This is a genomic window from Faucicola mancuniensis (assembly GCF_046523945.1).
GTDB classification, from domain to species: Bacteria; Pseudomonadota; Gammaproteobacteria; order Pseudomonadales; family Moraxellaceae; genus Faucicola; species Faucicola mancuniensis.
The window spans coordinates 2,341,563-2,362,271 of record NZ_CP171363.1 but is presented as its reverse complement, the minus strand read 5'-3'; the positions used below and the strand labels follow the sequence as shown (position 1 = coordinate 2,362,271).

The following is a 20,709-nucleotide window of genomic DNA, read 5'->3' as shown; positions in this document are numbered from 1 at the left end:
TTTTTTTTTATTGCGAGGTTTTGGCTATGACAACCCAAAATTCAGATTTCACAAACCGCCAAAACCCACCCAACGACACGCCATCAAACCACACAAATCATCATGCCAATCATGATGAAAATTTGCAAATTGATACTTACAAAATTGACGAAATAGAAACCGTTGTCAAAGATGATGAAGATGACGAATTAGACCTGCATGGTGAAGATAGCTATATTTATGGCGAGGATTACGAAGAGGACGAGGACGGTGAGCCGATAGAAATGGACACCAGCTTGCCACCTGAATACAATCCAGAAGCCGAGCTTGATGACAGCCGTTTTATCGGTCAAAATGAAGTGGCAAATTGCTTTGTGTATTCACGCAAAACAGGCGAAAAAATTGATGAAATTGAGCTTGACGATGTGCGTAGAGAGCTGACCAACAACAATGTGTTTGTTTGGGTTGGACTGCATGACCCCAGTGCCGAAACCATTCACGAAGTGAAAGAAGCCTTTGATTTGCACGAACTTGCCCTAGAAGACGCATTTGCCGAACATCAACGAGCCAAAGTAGAAAGCTATGGCAATGACAGCGTGTTCGTGGTGGTGCGTACCGCAAAATTGACCGATAACAACATTCGTTACGGTACGACCGCCATTTTTATGGGCAAACAATATATTATCACCATTCGCCAAGGGGCTTCGCACAGTTATGAAAGCGTGCGAGATTATTGCCATCGCAGACCAGAACGCTTACGTTTAGGGACGATTTTTGTGTTGCACGCCATTTTGGACTTTGTGGTGGACAACTATTTGCCGATTACCGAAAAATTGGGGCGTTATTTGCGTGAACAAGAACGTGAAATTTTTTCAGAAAATTTTGACAAACAAACTTTGCGTAATCTGTACGAATTAAAATCGCAACTGGTGCATATGCGTGCGGTGATTTTGCCCGTGCAAGATATTTGTAACTTTTTTATCAATCACAAAAAAAATGACTTAATGCCCAGTTTTCCAAGCCAAGCAAAACCGTATTTCCGAGATGTTAATGACCATTTGTTAAGAGCATTGGATGCGGTCAACGGTCTAAATGAGATGTTAAGCGTTGCGATGGATACCTATATGGCGGTGGTAACGATGGGACAGAATGAAGTCGTGCGAAAACTGGCCGCTTGGGCGGGTATTTTGGCAGTACCGACAGCGATGGCAGGGATTTATGGCATGAATTTTCAAAACATGCCAGAATTGTCATGGCAATATGGCTATCACGTGCTGTTGGCGGTGATTTTTATGATTTGTGCGACCTTGTATTATCGTTTTAGAAAGGCAGGTTGGTTATAATTGTTTAAAAATTTTAACAAATTATTTTTGCAAAATCACATCGCTTAATAACATCAGTGCAATTAACACAAACACCACACCGCACAAGCGATTTAGCCACATTAGGCGATGTCCTGTTTTGAGCCAATTTGCCAATTGTTTGCCACTCACGGTATAAATGATTTGCCAAAGTGTTTCAATCGCAAAAAACCCCACCGTCAAAATCACATATTGGCTCATCAAAGGTGCTTTAAATTTGATAAATTTTGGAAAAAATGCGGCAAAAAATAAAATCGCTTTGGGATTTGACAATGACACCCAAATGCCTGTTTTGAACAATTCGCTGGGCGTTGGCACAACTTTAACATCATTGGTTGTGAAATCTTGATTGGCATGAATCCACGATTTTACCCCCAAATATGTCAAATATAACGCCCCCAATACTTTGATAATTGTCAATAAAAAAGGTGCTTTTTCACTAATAAATCCCAAACCCAACAACGATACCGCAAGCAACAAAAACAAACCAACGCTTAACCCTGCCAATGTCCATAAAGTTTTTTTAAATCCATAATTTAGTCCAAATTGAAATGCCAACAGCATATTTGGACCGGGCGCAGCCGAAATTAACAAAGTGCTGATTAAAAAAAATAAAAAACTGTCAAAAGTCATCACATTTCATCGCCAAAAAATGACAGTTTTACACATTGTTGGCTTATTTTGGAATGACAAAACGCCAACTTTTGTCAAAAAACCGCCGATAAACCAGCAAACACGCCATCATACAGCCCATCGTACTGCCTGTGGCAATCAAAAACATGGTAACAATCTGATAGCGAACGGCTTGCTGTGGGTCTGCCCCCGCCAAAATCTGCCCTGTCATCATACCAGGCAGGCTCACCAATCCCACCACCATCATGCTGTTAATGGTCGGCATTAAACCTTGATGAATGGCACGAATAATCAGCTCACGACACGCTTCAAACGGCGTCGCCGAAAGTGACAACATGGCCTCAATCTGTCCACGCTCTTTGTGCAAACTCTCTACCAACTGGCTCATAGATAGCGACACGCCTGTCAAAGCATTGCCCAAAATCAGCCCCAAAATCGGAATAATCAGTTGCGGACGATACCAAGTGCTATCTTGTAACACCACCACCACACCAAACAACGCCACTGCCCAACCACTCACACCGATGGCAATCAATGTGTCAAATAACAAACCTTTGTACGGTTTTTTGACACGGTCTTTGGCAGAAAAACACGCTACCAAGGTCATCACAGTTAAAATCGCCAATACTTCGTACCATTGCTCTCGTGCAAAAATCCATGCCAACACCAAGCCAATCAAACTTAACTGCAACACCGTGCGAAAACTGGCGATAACAATCACTTTGATTAAATTTAATTTAAAAAAATATGAAACAATAATTAATAGTATAATCAAACTGCACGCAAGCAATACTTGCCAAATACTTAAAAAAACCACGCCCAATATTAACATAACAACACCCCATTATCCATCGTCCAATGGCTCGCCCCTTGCTCACGCAATCGCTGTAACTGCATGGGGTCGTGGCTAATCCACAACACACTTCTTGGCATGGTCGTTGGATTACTGTGTTGCCATTTTAACAACAAATTTTCTACCAACACCGCACTGACAGGGTCAAGTGCCGAAGTCGGTTCATCTAACAACAAAAGTTGTGGATTAAGTTGCAAACACCGCAACAGATTGACGATTTGACGTTCGCCACCTGATAATTCTTGGCTATTTTTTTGTAAAAAATCGGCAGGTTTGTTCAGTTGTGTTAAATAATCAAGGTGAAATTTTGGGTTAAATGTTTGATTTTTATAAAAATTAAAATGATAGGGCAGGGCTAAATTGTTTTGTACAGTATCATCAATCAGTTCGCTGTGCTGTTGTACAAAACCAATGTGCGACCGCCAAATGCTTGGTGTTAAGTTATCCAAAGTTTGATTTTGCCAAGTGATTGTGCCAGTGGTCGATGCTAATAATGATGAAAATAGCCTAAGCAACAATGACTTACCACTGCCAGATGAGCCTGTCAAAACGATAAACTGATTGGGTAAAATCTGCCCTGTGGTCGGATAAATGGCGGTTTTTTGATTGGGTAAAATAAGGCTTAGGTTGTTAAAGCTGAGCATGAGAAATCATCTATTTTAAAGGTTTATTTTGACATTTTAGTATAATCAAATTTTATAAGCAAAGAAACATCAAAATAAAAAAGCCTTACAACAATCTAAGGCTTTTTTATTATCATTTTAAACGATTATCTTTCCAAAATCGCCACAACGCCTTGTCCACCTGCGGCACAGATGGATACCAACGCACGACCACCGCCTTTTTTGTCTAGCAATTTTGCGGTAGTTGCCAAAATGCGTCCGCCAGTCGCCGCAAATGGGTGACCTGCCGCCAAAGACGAACCGTTTACGTTTAGTTTGCTACGGTCAATTGACCCTAAGGCTTTATCTAATCCTAAACGCTCTTTGCAGAATGTTTCGTCTTCCCACGCTTTTAAGGTGGATAATACTTGGCTGGCAAAAGCTTCATGAATTTCATAAAAATCAAAGTCTTGCAATGTCAAGCCTGCACGAGCCAACATTCTTGGCACAGCATAGGCAGGCGCCATCAATAAACCTTCTTTCACACCGTTTTTGCCAACAAAATCAACGGCGGCAGTTTCTTGGTGGGTGATGTAGGCAAGTGGTGTCAAATTATGAGCTTTTGCCCAGTCTTCGCTTGACAATAGCACGCATGACGCACCGTCTGTCAATGGCGTTGAGTTACCTGCGGTCATGGTTGGGTTGGCATTTTTTTTGCCAAAGACAGGTTTTAGGCTTGCCAATTTTTCCATAGAAATGTCAGCACGCAAGTTATTATCACGAGTTAAGCCTTTAAACGGCGTGATTAAATCGTCAAAAAATCCTTCATCATAGGCACGAGCCAAATTTTTATGGCTGTTAAATGCCAATTCGTCCTGTTCTTCACGAGTAACTCCCCACTCAAGTGCGGTAATCGCTTGGTGTTCACCCATAGACAAATGTGTGCGTGGCTCGCCATTTTGCGGTGCGTCAATCAAATCTTTTGGATTAATGCTTAACAAGGCTTGTAGGCGTTGTTTATTGGTTTTGGCGTTGTTTAATTTTAACAAAGCCTTACGCAAGCCATCACCAATGCCAAGCGGTGCGTCAGATGTGGTGTCCACACCGCCAGCAATCGCAGAATCAATTAAGCCTAAGGCGATTTTGTTACTCACCGCAAAGGTGGCTTGTAAGCCTGTACCGCACGCTTGCGAGATGTCATACGCTGGCGTGGTTGGGTGTAGGGCAGTGCCTAGCACACATTCACGAGTTAGATTGATATCACGGCTTAATTTAATCACTGCACCTGCGACTACTTCACCGATACGTTCGCCTTGCAAATCGTAGCGTTCTACCAAGCCGTTTAAACTTGCAGTCAGCATATCAGAGTTGCTTGCATTGGCGTATACACCGTTTGAACGTGCGAATGGAATACGATTTCCGCCCAAAATGGCGACTTTGCGTAGGGTTTGTTGGTTCATTATTTTATCCTTATTTGTGTGAAAAATAGTTTGTGTTAAAAATGTGTTGAAATTAACGTAAAACTAAGTTTAACACAAATTTTGAGAAAATTTTATCAATTACGCCAAAATATAACAAAATTTTATATATTTTTATAAAATACATAATTTTTTGTTGTTATACAATATTTTAACCGTTTTTTTGTGGCAATTTTGGCAAAAATTAACGTATAATGATTTCTTATTTTCATTTTTTAAAAAAGGAAACAACCATGTCTGACCGTTATTCTGATTTTGTGCAATCACCGATGGGTAAAAAAGTCGCCCAGAACTTAGGCTTGCCAATGCCTGTCGCCCTTGAACGTTACAAAGACGGTCAAGCACCGATTACAGGTTCGGTACTGTTTGGGGCGAGCCAAAACGCCATCGCAAGCGGTGCAATCGCCGAATTTTTGAGCAATGTCAAAGCCGATGTTTACCTTGATAGCGAAAAAACCGCCCAAACTGCCATCACTGCCAATCATATCACCGCCAAAAACTTTGTGGCGGACGCTCTTTATAAAGTGGCGATTTTTGACGCAACTGGCATTGGCAATGTCGCAGAATTAAAACAAGTTTACAACTTTTTTCACCCAATCGCCCGTTCTATTGAAAAATCAGGTCGTGTCATCGTAGTCGGTTTACCCCCTGAAAAATGCGACAGCGTTGAGCAATCTGCCGTGCAACGTGGGCTTGAAGGCTTTGTCAAATCAGTTGGCAAAGAGTTCAAACGTGGCATTACCGCTCAATTGGTTTATGTTGATAAAGACGGCTTGGCAAATTTGGAATCCACCTTACGCTTTTTTGCATCGCCACGTTCGGCGTATGTGTCTGGACAGGTGGTGCGAGTTGGCAAAGGCGAATTGGTTGATGTAAACTGGCAAAAACCGTTGGCAGGCAAAACCATGCTCGTAACAGGGGCAAGCCGTGGCATTGGCGAAGCGATTGCCAAAGTATTGGCTCGTGATGGGGCATTTGTGATTTGCCTTGACGTGGCTCAACAACAAGCCGACTTACAAAAAGTCGCAGGTGAAATCGGCGGTGCGACCTTGACACTTGATATTACAGCCGACAATGCTGGCGAAAAAATTGCCGAAATTGCCAAAAAGCGTGGCGGACTTGATGCGATTATCCATAATGCTGGGGTGACTCGTGATAAGACCCTTGCCAAAATGGATGAAAAAATGTGGGATTTGGTTATGAACATCAATCTCAATGCCGAAGAACAAATCAACAAATATTTACTTGCCAACAATGCGTTAAACGCCAATGCTCGTATCGTGGGCGTTGCGTCTATTAGTGGGATTGCGGGTAATTTGGGACAGACCAATTATGCGTTAAGTAAAGCTGGCGTGATTGGTGCAGTGCAAGCGATGGCAAAACAACTGCAAAACGGCATTACCATCAATGCGGTCGCCCCTGGGTTTATTGAAACGCAGATGACAGCGGTCATTCCATTTGCCATTCGTGAAGCGGGTCGCCGTATGAATTCTATGAGCCAAGGCGGTTTGCCTGTTGATGTGGCAGAAACGATTGCTTGGCTGGCAAGCCCTGCGTCTGGCGGTGTCAATGGTCAAGTGGTGCGTGTCTGTGGGCAAAGTTTGCTTGGGGCGTAATTTGTTTTAAAACAGTTAAATAATTTGGTACTGCTCTAAAAAGTATGCTGATGCGATTTTTCGTTCTTGGTGAGCTTGTCAAGCTATAGGAAAATCATTCACTATGGTCATCTTGCGAAGCAATGCTTCTCACCTTTGACAGGCTCAGAGCGAACGATTTTCTTTGAGCATACTTTTTGAAGCACCACCAACAATTTTAAAACATTTTTTTACTTGACTAAAATTATTACTTATACCAGTCATACATTAAAAATATCATTTAATCTATTTTTAATGTATTTTATGTGATAAACGTATTATTTTATCAACTCACTTTATTTAAAGGGTATTTTATGTCTAAAATTTCATTTTGTTTTATTTTAACTTCATTAGCCATTGGTTTGTCAGCGTGTTCAAATAACACTGACCCAGTGAAAGCAGAAACAGCAACGCCTGCAACTGCTGCGACATCAACAACAGCGACTGCACCAACGGCTTCATATACTTTTGGTGTTATTCCGCCAGTTGATAAAGCAAAAGCAAGTTATGTTGTTGTTAGTCAGCCATCTTATCCGCCATTTGCATCTCGGGATCATACAGGTAATGCAGTTGGTCTAGATATCGATATTTTAAGTGCCATTGCAGAAAAAGAAAACATTCATTTTGATTTTATTGCTCATAATATGGAAGGTTTGTTAGAAACACTCAATAAAGGGGATGCTGATATTGTTGCAACAGGTGTTAATATTACTCCAGAACGCCAACAAATTTATGATTTTTCAAAACCTTATATGGAAGGTAACTGGGCTGTAATGCTGGACGGTGCAAAAGGTGAAAAAGTGACTGATATTGCACAATTAAAAGAAAAGGCTATTGCTGTACAAGAGTCTAGCTTATCACAAAAACAACTAACCGAATCAGGCATTACATCTAATATTGTACCTGTAAAAACGGTATTTTTAGGACTCACAAGCATCGCTCAAGACAAAGTGATTGGTGTATATGATGTAGATAGTGTACTAAATACTTATATCAAATCCGATAACAAACTTTATACGGTTATTGATAAAAACTCGGGCACGATTCCATTTGGTTTTGTGTTGAAAAAAGGCAATACTCAATTAAAAGCGATTTTGGATAAGGGTATTGATACCATCAAAGCTGATGGTACATACGATAAAATTTATCAAAAATGGTATCCAAATAGCCATCCGACTGTTACAACAGCAAGTGTTACTCAATAAATAGCGAACATTATTTAGCTAATTATTCTAAAAACGTAAATAATCGTGGATTATTTGCGTTTTTTATTTTTATACCAATTTTTACAAAAATTCCAAAAATTGCTACAATAACTATTCCTTTACTGTTTAAATACTAAAAAGCCAACTTATGTTAATCACTCACCGAAAACGCCTATTTGAACTTTGGCACATCGCCGCCAAACATCGCCTTGACGTACATCTCAACATTGACGAAATGCCACAACTACAGCCTATCGTCAGAGCTATCGCCCTTCATCCGACGGCATATTTTGCCAAACCGACTGACAACGGTGTCAAACTCGCCTTAGAAGAAATGGGGACGCTGTTTTTAAAACTGGGACAACTGCTCTCCACCAGACGAGACTTAGTCCCACCTGAAATCATCGCTCAACTGGTACATTTGCAAGACAAAGTTAGACCTTTTGATGTCAAAATTTTAAAACAACAAATTGAAGAACCTGTTAAAGAAGGCGGACTTGGCACAGCGATTGACACGCTTTTTAGCCGTTTTGATGAAATGCCTTTGGCGGCGGCTTCCATTGCCCAAGTACATACCGCACGGCTACACGATGGGCGAGAAGTGGTTGTCAAGGTGGTGCGTCCGACTATCCGTAAGCAGATTATCGCTGATTTTGAGTTGCTCCGAGATGTGGCAAATTGGGCTTCGGCTCGTATTGAGTCCGCTCGTGCGGTGCATATCATTGATGTGGTGGAAGACTACCGACAGGTGATGTTAAAGGAGTTGGATTTGACCCTTGAAGCTAGCAACACCACCCAAATGCGGAACAACTTTTTGGGTTCTCGTCTGATGTATGTGCCAGAGGTATACGAGGCTCAAAAAAACGTGATGATAATGGAACGCATTGAGGGCGTACCGATTTCACAAACAGCTGTTTTTGATGAATTGGGCTACGATAGGGCAAGTCTTGCCGAAAAAGGCTTAACCATTTTTTTTACCCAGGTATTTCGGGATAACTTTTTTCATGCCGATATGCACCCCGGTAATGTATTTGTAGAAACGCTACCAAGTGGCACGCCAAATCCCAATCCACGCTACATCGCCCTAGATTGTTCCATTGTGGGCGAATTATCAAAAGACGACCAACTGCTTGTCGCTCGGCTGTTGTTGTCGGTAATGAATAATAATTTTACAGGGCTTGTGGATATTATCGCTCGTGCAGGCTGGATACCTCCCGCCACTGACCGTTACGCACTCATGCGAGATATGAAACGCACCGTATCGCCGATGATTAGTAAGCCGATTAATGAAATTGACTTTGCAGGCGTGTTGGTGTCGGTGCTTGATATCGCAAGGCGGTATCATCTGGACATTCCACCGCAGTTGATGTTGCTGTTAAAAACCTTGGTTCATGTGGAAGGGCTTGGGCGAGATTTGTATCCAGCATTGGACATTTGGTCGCTTGCCAAACCGATTTTGACCGAATGGGTCAAACAACAGCTTGACCCTTTACAAAAAATGCAAGAAATCCGCCAACAATTGCCAGAATTGCTATTAAGTTTAAACGACTTGCCAAAACTATTGGATAATAGTTTACAAAGTTTGGCACATTTGGACGGACATCAAGACCAACATTTGCGAGAAATCCAACAAATCCGAGCCGATATGTTAAAAAGCCGTCAGCAAGATTGGGTGGCGTTGCTTGGGTTTGTGGGGTCGTTATTTATTGCTCAACAAGTGGCGACTTTTACCATTTGGCAGGTCGGTAGTTGGCTTGCACCCTTGTTTTATATTATCGCTATGTTGTTTGTCGTTTGGCGATTAATGGTTTAATCAAAACAATTTGTGATGTTTTATAATAATAAATGTGAAAAATTGTTATCATTTTGGTAAAAAAAATACAAAACATTAGCAATTTGTTTCAAAAATCACTTATACAAATTTTATTTTATTTAGTAAACTATGCCTAAATTAGTCAAGTTATCATAAATTATCTTAAAATTTATGTAATATTGACTGTTTAATTTTATATCGAACTTTTTTAAGGAAACTATCATGTCAAACTCAACAAAAGCCGAACAATTGCCAAAAAGCATAGACCCAAATCTTAACCTAGAAAAAGTAAAGGTAGAGTGTGAAGCCTTGGTATCCAACCAGGCAAAAATCTCAGCAGGTGCTGCGATTATCCCTATGCCAATGCTTGATGTAGCGGTGGATGCAGGTCTTTTAACCAAATTATTACCAGAGATTTCTGAGCGTTTTGGTTTGGTTGATGATGCCAAAACCGTCAATCTAAACAACCAATCAAACTTTAATGAGTATAAAGACCGTGTGGTGGCATTCGCAGGTTTGGTTGCTACTCGTAGTATCGCCAAAAAAACGTTTCAAGGTTTTGGTAGTCGCATTATTGCCAAACAAGTTACCAAGTTTATCCCATTTGGCGGTCAGATTGTCGCAGGTACGATTGGCTATATGATGTTCAAAAAAATTGCCAATGAGCATATTGAACAATGCTATCAAACCGCCAAAAAATTGCAACGTGAACACCACGAAAAAACGTTGAATCAATAATATGTATTTACGATAAATATGATACATCATAACAAAACCCCCATTTGGATAAATGGGGGTTTTTGATGACTTATTATTGCAATTTTACAAGGCTCGCCTTTACAACAAAATTTTGCGTGGGTCTTGTAGTAGTTTTGCAATATAGCGGGTAAATACGGCTGCGTCTGCCCCATTAATCACTCGGTGGTCATACGACAATGACAATGGCAACATCAAACGTGGCTCAAAACTTTGGGTTTTGTCATTCCAGCGTGGTTGCATGGTGGATTCTGATACGCCCAAAATACCGACTTGTGGTCAATTTACCAATGGCGTAAAGTATGTACCACCCAAGTTGCCTTGGCTTGAGATGGTAAATGATGCACCTTGCAATTCTTTGGCGGACAATTTTTTATCACGGGCTTTTTTAGCAAGTTCACCAATTTCAATCGCCAATTGTTTAATGCCTTTGTCTTGTACATTTTGAATGACAGGTACGGTCAAACCGTCATCGGTCGCCACCGCAAAGCCCATATTCACCGTTTTACGCACGATAATTTGGCTATTGTCATCAGACAAATGGCTGTTAAATTTTGGAAATTGCATTAACGCATAGGTGGTCGCTTTCATGATAAAAGCAAGAATGGTTAAGCTAACTCCTTGTTTTTTCATGTCTTCTTTCAGTTCATTACGCAGATTTTCGGTATCGGTAATGTCTGATAAATCAAACTGCGTAACCTGTGGCAAATAGGTGTTGTAGTTGAGCTGTGGAATAGACACTTTTTGCAAACGGCTTAAGTCTTGGGTTTCAATTTCGCCCCAAATGTCAGTTTTGCTCATGTCTGGCAATGGTGGCAAGCCCGAACGCACGCTTGTATTGGCAACGTTTTGAGCGGTTTGCGTTGGTGCGTTTTGCAAACGGTTTTTCACATAGGCAAACACATCTTCTTTGACAATACGACCATTTGTGCCCGAGCCTTTGACTTGGGTAATATCCACGCCAAGCTGACGGGTAATTTTACGCACCGCAGGGCCGGCATAAGCATCGCTTAATTTGGCGTTGGCTTGGCTTTCGGTTAATGTGTTTGCTACATTGGCAACCGATGGTTGATTTTCTTGAGTTTTGTTTTCGGTTTTTGCTTCGGTTGCTTTTGTTGGCGTTGGTTCTCTAGGCTGAGCAACTGGAGCAGTTGTCGGTTCGCTGACATTGTTATCCGCAACTTCTCCACTAATGACAACAAAGTCTTGACCGTTATTGATGGTGTCGCCCGCATTTACCAATAATTCCACAATTTTTCCGCCAATTGGGGCAGGGACTTCTACGGAAGCCTTGTCCGATTCTACCAATACGATGGATTGATTTTCGCTAACAGTATCGCCAACAGCAACAAGCCATTCGCTCACTTGTGCCGAATCCACGCCCAAATCAGGCAAGGCAAAACGGCTTTCGCCTGTGGTTTTTGGCGTATTTTCGGTGTTTTTAGGTTGTTCGCTTGGTTGTTCTGTTGATTGGTTTGTTGTTTGTTCAGCTTTTGGTTTGGCAGGCTTGCTTTCACCAGCTTTGCTGTCAGTTGCTTTGTCCGTTGTTGCGTCTGCGGTTTCAATGACCATTAACGCATCGTCTTGCTGAACTTTGTCGCCCAATTTTACCAAAATTTCGCTTACCACGCCTGCGTATGGGCTTGGCATTTCAACAGACGCTTTGTCCGATTCCAATAAAAAAATGATGTCATCAACGGCAATGGTGTCGCCGACTTTTACCATAATTTCGCTGACTTCGGCACTGTCCACGCCCAAATCTGGCACTGTAATTTGCATAAGATTATCCTTTTAAATTTTTTTTGGATTGTTGCAATTGATATCACTGTTTTTAACAATCTGTTGAACAATTGCAACTTACCTTTATATTGTGAAAATTATTTGTCATCCAAAATCGGTGCGTCTGCCTTGTCTTCGGTTGAGATGGTTTCGTCATCTTCTTCCACAAACTCTGGCACAGGGTTTGGATTGGTCGCTTGTGGTGCAGGTGCATCAGGCGATGAGTCCATTTGGTGCTGTGGATACCATGCAGGGCTTGCGTCTGGGTCAATGTTTAGGCTGTTAATCGCATCTTTGACCAAGCGAACATCCACTTCGCCTTCATCGGCAAGGCGTTTGAGCGTGGCGACAACGATATGTGCAGCATCGACTTTAAAGAAACTACGCAATTGTTCACGGCTGTCCGAGCGTCCAAAACCGTCTGTACCCAGCGTGGTGTAAGGGCGGTTGTCAGGTAGCCATGCACGGATTTGTTCTGAATAATTACGCATATAATCGGTGGCAGCCACGACAATACCTTCATGGTTGGCAAGTTGTTCTGTTACCCAAGGTACTTGTGGTTCGTCCAGTGGGTGTAGGCGGTTGTATTCATCGCACGCCATCGCTTCACGGGTCAATTCGTTAAAACTGGTCACGCTCCATACGTTGGCTTTGATGTTAAATTCTTCTGCCAAAATAGTAGCGGCTTTTTCCACTTCACGCAAAATCACGCCAGAACCGAGCAATTGCACTTGTTTTGAGCCATTGTCTTTTAACAAATACATACCTTTTTTGATACCTGTTTCTACGCCTTTTGGCATGGCAGGTTGGTTATAATTTTCATTCATCAAGGTAATGTAATAGTAAACACGCTCGCCATCGCCGTACATACGTTTTAAGCCGTCATGCACGATAACCGCCAATTCATAGCCATAGCAAGGGTCATAGCTGACACAGTTTGGCACGCTGTTAAACAAAATTAACTGATGACCGTCTTGGTGTTGCAAGCCTTCGCCATTTAAGGTAGTACGCCCTGCGGTCGCCCCCAATAAAAAGCCTTGTGCTTGACAATCGCCTGCCGCCCATGCCAAGTCGCCAATACGTTGAAAACCAAACATCGAATAATAAATATAAAAAGGAATCATCGGCAACGCATTGACTGAATAACTGGTTGCCAACGCAATCCACGCACTCATTGCCCCCGCTTCATTAATGCCTTCTTCAAGCATATGTCCGTCGATTTTTTCTTTATAACCCATCAACGCATCATTGTCTTCTGGGATATATTTTTGACCTGCAGCAGAATAAATACCCAACTGACGGAACAAACCTTCCAAACCAAAAGTACGGGCTTCATCAGGCACAATCGGCACAACACGCTCTTGCAACGCTTTGTTTTTTAACAAGGTAGACAAAATACGCACAAATACCATGGTCGTAGATTGCTCTTTACCGCCACTGCCTTCTAATACTTTGTCAAACACGCTCAAATCAGGAATTTCAAGCGGAATATGACCGCTACGTCGATTTGGCAAATGTCCGCCCAACGCTTCACGGCGACCTTTTAAGTATTTGTATTCCATAGAGTTTTCATCTGGACGATAAAATGGCAACTCTTCAAGCTGAGCGTCCGTAAATGGCAAATCAAAACGGTCACGGAAATATTTTAGCCCTTGTAAATCCAACTTTTTGATTTGGTGGGTTTTATTGACGGCTTGGGCTTGCTCTGACAAACCGTAACCTTTGACTGTTTTTACCAAAATGACAGTTGGCTGACCTTTGGTTTTCATCGCTTCACTAAAGGCAGCATAGACTTTGATTGGGTCATGACCGCCACGGTCAAGGTGTTGAATTTCATCGTCCGTCCAGTCTTTGACAAGTTCCGCAAGTTCTGGATATTTGCCAAAGAAATGCTCACGCACGTATTTGCCATCACGTGCTTTATAAATTTGATATTCGCCATCAACTACTTCTCCCATGCGTTGTTTTAACGCACCTGAATGGTCTTTGTCAAGTAAAGTATCCCATTTTCCGCCCCAAATGACTTTAATCACTCGCCAGCCAGCCCCACGAAATACGGACTCAAGCTCTTGGATAATTTTACCGTTACCACGCACAGGACCGTCAAGGCGTTGTAAATTACAGTTAATGACCCAAATTAAGTTTTCTAAATTTTCACGACCTGCCAACGAAATCGCCCCCAAGCTCTCAGGCTCGTCCGTTTCGCCATCGCCCAAAAACGCCCAAATTTTACGACCTTCTTTTGGTAACAAGCCACGATTTTCCATATAATTTTGCACATGGGCTTGATAAATTGACATCAAAGGCCCAAGCCCCATTGACACGGTTGGGAATTGCCAATAATCAGGCATCAAATAAGGGTGCGGATAGCTTGATAGACCTTTACCGCCAACCTCTCGGCGAAAGTTTACTAACTGCTCTTCGCTTAAACGCCCTTCCAAAAACGAGCGAGCATACATCCCTGGTGAGCCATGACCTTGATAATAAATCATATCGCCACCAAAATGCTCGCTTGCCGCACGCCAAAAATGGTTAAACCCTGTTTCATACAAGGTAGCACTGGACGCAAAAGTCGCCAAATGTCCACCCAAATCATCGCCAGACTTGTTGGCACGCATGACCATCGCAATGGCGTTATAACGGATTAACGCACGGATTTTTCGCTCTAAGGTCAAATCACCTGGGTAAGACGGTTGGTCTTCCACAGGAATGGTATTGATATAAGCGGTATCTAGACGGTTAAATAATACGCCTTCTTGTACTGCCTTGTTATACAACGCTTTTAACAAAAAAGTCGCTCGCTCTTTGTCGGCATTTTTAATCACCGATTCAAAGGCATCAAGCCATTCTTGGGTTTCTTGGTTGTCAGGGTCATTATAATATTGCATGGGCAATTTCCTTAAGTTATGTGAAAAAGTAAAATTCTTATCAAATAAATTTCTACTAATTTTACCGTAAACTTAGGAAGTTTACCATTTTTGTATTTTCTATTGGTTTTGTTTTGCATTTTCTAAATAAATAGTCAATAGTTTTTCTAATACTATAGACAAATGTAAAATATCACGATATATTCAAGAAATTATTTTTATTTATCTAAATATATAATAAAGGAGTTTTTATGAGAAGTTTTGTGATTATTTTGCTTAGTATTAGTTTGCTCACAGCCTGTACGCAAAGCAATTCTAACCATCCATCCCCACCGCAGACAAAACCAAATCCACCAACAATGGACTTACCAAACAATGATAAGGAGAAAGACAAAGTGGATAATCAAGACCATCTTGACCGAACCAATACATTGTTAGGCACAGATAGCAATAATAATGGCATTCGTGATGATATTGATGCGTATATCGCAAAAAAATATACAGACCCTGCACAAAAAAAAGCAGTAGAAAATATGGCAAAAGCCATGCAAAAATCGCTGACTGTCGGTATGATAGCTGATGAAGAAACAAGACGGCTTGAAGCAAAAAAACTTTCTTTAGAAATAGGAAAAGGCATAGACTGTGCTTTTTACATGAATAGCATTAACCCAAGTTTTGATCTTGATATTCTTGATCAAATAGAATCTCTCACAACAAACACAAAAGAGAGATTACTTGCCTATCTAGCGTATGATAAAGCATTAGATGGCACAGTTCACGCTCTAACCGACCCAAAAGGAGATTGTTATGAATAAAAGAACAGCAACATTTGGTTTAGTATTTTTTATCAATACTTATTTGTTTACACCTGTGGTATATGCAGAAACTATATCACCAGAAAATAATATTTGCCAATCACAAGGGATAATATTTGGGTTTTTAAATGGCGTTCAAACCACATCACGTCAAGCTCGTATCAATTTAAATCATATGAAATACTTATATGGTAATACAACACCAAAAGGTGAAGCTATCAGATACGAGCTACTTTACAATCAAACAAACGGTTTTTCAGATTTTGTAGAAGTATTTGAACAAAGATTACTTGAGCAAGATATTGCCTTAAAGGGTAGATTTGAATTATTTTTTGAAGCTCTACGTGATGAAGGTACTTTTTTAGATAAAATTAAAAAAGCTGTACCAAATCTAACAGATATTTTTATTGCCTTTAAAGACAGACAAAAAGCATGGATGGCTCAACAACTTACAACGCTATTCGGTAATCCACCAACATTAGAAGACTATAAGGAACATCAATCTAGAATTGACACATGGGCATTAGAGGGTTATAAAGTGTTATTTTTTGCCCATTCTCAAGGAAATTTATTTGCCAATTCTGCCTATCAATATGCAAGAACAAAAATGGACGCATCTTCCGTACATATCATACATGTTGCTCCTGCATCGCCAACACTCAATGGAAATCATGTGTTGGCTGATAAAGACTACGTGATTAATGGTTTAAGATTGGTAGGCTTTGTTCCACCAGTTACTGATGTAATTCCGACATTCTTACTGAGACCTGCAGGATTGAATGGGAAAAAAGATTTTTTAGGACATGGACTATTGGAAATTTATTTAAATAAAAGTTTAACAACCTCTGTCAAAATAGCCGATTATGTAAATACTTCTTTTAATACGTTACAAAAACCTGTGGCTCAAGCATCTTCTGGCTTTTTCACAACAACATTAACATGGAATGGTACTGGTGATGTAGATTTACACACATTTGAACCCAATATGCAAGTATTCTATCGTAATATGCAAGGTAAATCAGGCTATCTTGATGTGGATAATACGCACGGTTTTGGTCCAGAACATTATTTTGCAAGTTGCGATAAAACCAAACTCCAAGAAGGTACTTATACAATTAAACTTGCAAACTATAACCGAGCTGATGGACGTACCGCCACAGTCCAAATCGCCACCAATAAACAAGGCGTTGTTTTGACCAAAAGTGCTGTAATGGGTGAAGCAACAGAAGATAACCCAACTCACTTTATTGCCAATGTCCATGTATCAAAAGATGATATGGGCAATTATCACGCAAAAGTTGAATAAAATGATGATAATACAAGAAAAGCAATCCTAACAAGATTGCTTTTTTTAAACTTCATCATCAAAACCGATTTTCACCTGCTTTTGCGATGGCTTTTTGGTAAGCGGGACGAGCATGACAGCGTTTTAACCAATTATGAATATTGGCAAAACGTGGCTCAAGTTGGCGTGTGGTTTTCATTGCATTAATCGCAAATTCAAGCTGAATATCCGCCCCTGTAAACTGCGAACCTGCCAACCAATCATTGCTTGACAAATGTTTGTCTAACATATTGAGTTCTGCTTCAAGGGTTTTATTTACATACGATTCGTCCACGCCTTTTTTGAGCAATTTGGCAATTTGTTTGATACCAATCGGTGATTTTTTAATCATTTTACCAAACAAAAGACGAATAATTAACAAAGGCATGAGCGAACTTTCGGTAAAATGCAACCAATAGCGATAATCTTCATAAGCAGGCGTGCCATAATCTGGGCGAAATTGTTTATTTAGCACCATTTGGGCGATGAGTTCAGGATTTTGCTCACCTTTGGCATCATAATTATCAATCAAATATTCAATCATGATGGCAGATTCAATCAATGTCTTATCACCATCTTGTAAAATGGGGGCTTTTCCCATTGGGTGAACCTGTTGCAGGGCTTTAGGAGCAAGACCATTGACACGCTCATACGTGGTTAATTGATAAGTTAAATTTAATTCTTCTAGTAGCCAAATGATACGAAAAGAGCGAGAACTTTGTAAATGATGTAAATGTAGTTTTGACATAAAAATAACCTTTTGTAAAAAAATTGCCATTAGATTACTTGTTTTTGTCAAAAATGAAAAGTAAAAAGCTGTTATTATTTTGTTCCAATGTTTTGTCATGTTTATTTGCCAAAAAATATGTTATCATGGACGACAGCGTTTTTAGCGTGATTTTGCTATGTAATTATTGTGCAGTTTTTACGCACAGTTTTGCACGCATAAGGCGAAAATAAAGATTGACATTCTTTTAACAAACTGGCAAATTAACCCCATTGCTAAAAGTTTGCAATAAATCGTAAATTGATAACTTATTTTTTTTAACAACCAAAAAAGTGGTGATACAAATGGACAAACTTACACCCCAAAAAAGCAACGACCAACAGCAATTTGAACAGGCGGCATTGCACTATCATGCTACGCCTGTTCCCGGTAAAATTTCGGTAACACCAACAAAAGCCATCGCCAATCAACGTGATTTGGCACTTGCTTACTCACCGGGAGTTGCTGTGCCTTGTCTTGAGATTGAAAAAGACCCAAAAAAAGCAGCACTTTATACCGCTCGCAATAACTTAGTCGGCGTTGTTACCAATGGTACAGCCGTGCTAGGGCTTGGTAATATTGGAGCGTTGGCATCAAAACCTGTGATGGAAGGTAAAGGCGTATTGTTCAAAAAATTTGCAGGCATTGATGTGTTTGACCTTGAAGTTGCCCAAAATGACCCTGACAAGTTTATTGAAGCCATTGCCTCACTTGAGCCGACTTTTGGTGGGATTAACCTTGAAGACATCAAAGCCCCAGAATGTTTTTATATTGAACGTGAACTGCGTAAACGCATGAATATTCCTGTATTCCACGATGACCAGCATGGCACAGCGATTATTACGGCGGCGGCATTGTTAAATGCACTACAAATTACCGAGAAAAAAATTGACGAAATTAAAATCGTCTGTTCAGGTGCAGGGGCTGCGGCGATTTCTTGTCTAGATTTGATTTGTGCGTTGGGTGCAAAAAAAGAAAACATCATTGTCGCTGACTCAAAAGGTATCATCTCAACCAGCCGTGAAAACCTTGATGAATCAAAACAACGCTACGCCACAGACACATCAGCCAAAGTCTTGTCAGAAGTCATGACAGGCGTGGATATGTTCTTAGGCTTGTCGGCAGCAGGTATGCTAACCCAAGATATGGTTAAACAAATGTCTGCCAATCCAATTATCTTTGCGTTGGCAAACCCAAATCCAGAGATTTTACCCGAACACGCCAAAGCTGTTCGCCCAGATGCGATTATTGCGACAGGTCGTTCGGATTATCCAAACCAAGTGAACAACGCACTTTGTTTCCCATATATTTTCCGTGGGGCGTTGGACGTGGGTGCGACAACAATCAATGAAGAAATGAAAATCGCTTGTGTAAAAGCAATTGCGGCGATGGCTCACGTTGAAGCGACACCATTGGCAGGGCAAAAGCACATTGACGAATCAAAACGTTTTGGACGCGAATATTTAATCCCAGGACCGCTTGAGCCAAATTTGATTTTGGAAATTGCCCCAGCCGTTGCCAAGGCTGCGATGGATTCTGGCGTGGCGACGTTGCCGGTTGAAGATATGAAAGCGTATCGTGATAAATTATCGGCATTTGTTTATAATTCTACTTTCTTAATGAAACCAATTTTTGCCAAAGCCCAAGAAAATCCAAAACGCATTGTCTTTTGTGAAGCAGAAGATGCAAACGTACTGCGTGCGGTACAAGTCGTGGTTGATGAAGGTTTGGCACAGCCAATTTTGGTTGGTCGCCCTGCTGTGGTAGAAGAGCAAATCAAACGTTTGGGACTTCGCATTAACAAAAACGAACATTTTGAACTGATTGCCCCAGAAGAAAACCCACATTACGAAGAGTTTTGGCAACATCATTACAAAGAAAATCAACGCAATGGCGTAACCATTGAATTGGCTCGCCGTGATGTTCGCCGTAAAACGTCATTAATCGGCTCGCTATTGGTAGAGCTTGGACACGCTGACGGTATGATTTGTGGTACGTTTGGTTCGTATCATCTGCACTTGAGCTATGTTCGCCGTATCATTGATGTGCGTCCTGATGTCAGCAGTTTTTATGCGATGAACGCCTTGTTACTGCAAGACCGCAATCTATTTATCGCAGATACTTATGTGAATGAAGACCCAACGGCAGAACAGCTGGCGGAAATGACCGTATTGTCTGCCAAAGAAGTTCGCCGTTTTGGGCTTGAACCACGCGTCGCTTTGTTATCACATTCTAATTTTGGTTCATCAGATTCTGTCAGTGCCAAAAAAATGCGTAAAGCCCATGAGATTTTGACCAACATGAATGTGGATTTTGAGTTTGATGGTGAAATGCACGGCGATGCAGCACTTGATGACCGCATTCGCAACAATGACTTTGGCTTTAGCAACTTAACAGGCTCTGCAAATCTGCTTATCATGCCAGACCTTGATTCGGCAAATATTGCTTATAACCTGTTAAAAACAGCAACTAACAGCGCGACCGTTAGCCCAATCTTACTCGGTGCGGACAAACCTGTTCACATTTTGACAGCGTCTGCAACGGCTCGCCGTATCGTGAATATGACGGCGGTTGCGGTAACGCAAGCACAAGAAATGGCAAAATAATGTTTGCTTGATAAATGCTTGATTAAGTGATAAAAAAGGCAATTTCAAATGATTTTGCCTTTTTTATTTTGGATTTAAATGATCATAATGCATGTAATTGTCTTATGCAATAAGTCCCTAAAAAATAGATTTTATTTTATCCTTTAACCTAAGACTTACTTTGTTTTGTAGGGTTTTTTATTTGTTAAAATCATTATAAGAAAAGTAAAAACAAACCAATGCTCAAGCCAAACAAAAT

Annotated in this window: 14 protein-coding genes and 1 pseudogene; 8 read left to right on the top strand and 7 right to left on the bottom strand. The window is 40.9% G+C overall.

Annotation, left to right across the window (positions count from 1 at the left end; genetic code table 11):
• Nucleotides 1-26: 26 nt before the first annotated feature.
• Complete coding sequence (gene corA / locus ACGTJS_RS11640; RefSeq protein WP_410472187.1) at nt 27-1,322, top strand: magnesium/cobalt transporter CorA; 1,296 nt, start codon at nt 27-29, stop codon at nt 1,320-1,322.
• 21 nt (nt 1,323-1,343) lie between these two features.
• Here the strand turns inward: corA and ACGTJS_RS11635 are convergent, their stop codons facing one another.
• From ACGTJS_RS11635 to ACGTJS_RS11620, 4 genes are all read right to left on the bottom strand, one after another.
• On the bottom strand, nt 1,344-1,973 hold the full coding sequence (locus ACGTJS_RS11635) for a LysE family translocator (RefSeq protein ID WP_410472186.1): 630 nt from the start codon (nt 1,971-1,973) through the stop codon (nt 1,344-1,346).
• A 43-nt stretch (nt 1,974-2,016) separates the two neighbouring features.
• Complete coding sequence (locus ACGTJS_RS11630; protein ID WP_410472185.1) at nt 2,017-2,805, bottom strand: ABC transporter permease; 789 nt, start codon at nt 2,803-2,805, stop codon at nt 2,017-2,019.
• The gene (locus ACGTJS_RS11625) at nt 2,799-3,470 is read right to left on the bottom strand and encodes an ATP-binding cassette domain-containing protein (RefSeq protein ID WP_410472184.1); all 672 of its coding nucleotides are present in this window, start codon (nt 3,468-3,470) and stop codon (nt 2,799-2,801) included. The genes ACGTJS_RS11630 and ACGTJS_RS11625 overlap by 7 nt, the downstream gene beginning before the upstream one ends.
• A gap of 125 nt (nt 3,471-3,595) precedes the next feature.
• Complete coding sequence (locus tag ACGTJS_RS11620) at nt 3,596-4,888, bottom strand: acetyl-CoA C-acetyltransferase (RefSeq protein WP_410472183.1); 1,293 nt, start codon at nt 4,886-4,888, stop codon at nt 3,596-3,598.
• Nucleotides 4,889-5,139: 251 nt separating this feature from the next.
• Between ACGTJS_RS11620 and ACGTJS_RS11615 the strand changes: the two genes are divergently transcribed.
• From ACGTJS_RS11615 to ACGTJS_RS11600, 4 genes are all read left to right on the top strand, one after another.
• On the top strand, nt 5,140-6,522 hold the full coding sequence (locus ACGTJS_RS11615; protein WP_315042919.1) for a 3-oxoacyl-ACP reductase: 1,383 nt from the start codon (nt 5,140-5,142) through the stop codon (nt 6,520-6,522).
• A 332-nt stretch (nt 6,523-6,854) separates the two neighbouring features.
• Nucleotides 6,855-7,745, top strand: a complete 891-nt coding sequence (locus ACGTJS_RS11610) for a transporter substrate-binding domain-containing protein (RefSeq protein WP_315042918.1) — start codon at nt 6,855-6,857, stop codon at nt 7,743-7,745.
• A 148-nt stretch (nt 7,746-7,893) separates the two neighbouring features.
• Nucleotides 7,894-9,558: an ABC1 kinase family protein gene (locus tag ACGTJS_RS11605; protein WP_410472182.1), complete on the top strand. Its 1,665-nt coding sequence runs from the start codon at nt 7,894-7,896 to the stop codon at nt 9,556-9,558.
• Between the two features lie 222 nt (nt 9,559-9,780).
• Nucleotides 9,781-10,296, top strand: a complete 516-nt coding sequence (locus ACGTJS_RS11600) for a hypothetical protein (protein ID WP_410472181.1) — start codon at nt 9,781-9,783, stop codon at nt 10,294-10,296.
• Between the two features lie 99 nt (nt 10,297-10,395).
• On the opposite strand, the pseudogene ACGTJS_RS11595 reads toward ACGTJS_RS11600, so the two are convergent.
• Nucleotides 10,396-12,093 (bottom strand): annotated as a pseudogene (locus ACGTJS_RS11595) (dihydrolipoyllysine-residue acetyltransferase).
• Between the two features lie 98 nt (nt 12,094-12,191).
• Entirely contained in the window at nt 12,192-14,981 is a 2,790-nt protein-coding gene (gene aceE, locus ACGTJS_RS11590; protein WP_410472180.1) for a pyruvate dehydrogenase (acetyl-transferring), homodimeric type, read from the bottom strand.
• 230 nt (nt 14,982-15,211) lie between these two features.
• On the opposite strand from aceE, the gene ACGTJS_RS11585 reads away from it, so the two are divergent.
• Entirely contained in the window at nt 15,212-15,775 is a 564-nt protein-coding gene (locus ACGTJS_RS11585; RefSeq protein ID WP_410472179.1) for a hypothetical protein, read from the top strand.
• On the top strand, nt 15,768-17,081 hold the full coding sequence (locus ACGTJS_RS11580) for a hypothetical protein (RefSeq protein WP_410472178.1): 1,314 nt from the start codon (nt 15,768-15,770) through the stop codon (nt 17,079-17,081). The genes ACGTJS_RS11585 and ACGTJS_RS11580 overlap by 8 nt, the downstream gene beginning before the upstream one ends.
• Before the next feature lie 58 nt (nt 17,082-17,139).
• Here ACGTJS_RS11580 and ACGTJS_RS11575 read toward each other — a convergent pair whose 3' ends face one another.
• Nucleotides 17,140-17,847, bottom strand: a complete 708-nt coding sequence (locus ACGTJS_RS11575; protein WP_315043431.1) for a glutathione S-transferase — start codon at nt 17,845-17,847, stop codon at nt 17,140-17,142.
• A 323-nt stretch (nt 17,848-18,170) separates the two neighbouring features.
• Between ACGTJS_RS11575 and ACGTJS_RS11570 the strand changes: the two genes are divergently transcribed.
• Nucleotides 18,171-20,471: an NADP-dependent malic enzyme gene (locus ACGTJS_RS11570; RefSeq protein ID WP_410472177.1), complete on the top strand. Its 2,301-nt coding sequence runs from the start codon at nt 18,171-18,173 to the stop codon at nt 20,469-20,471.
• Nucleotides 20,472-20,709 lie beyond the last annotated feature (238 nt).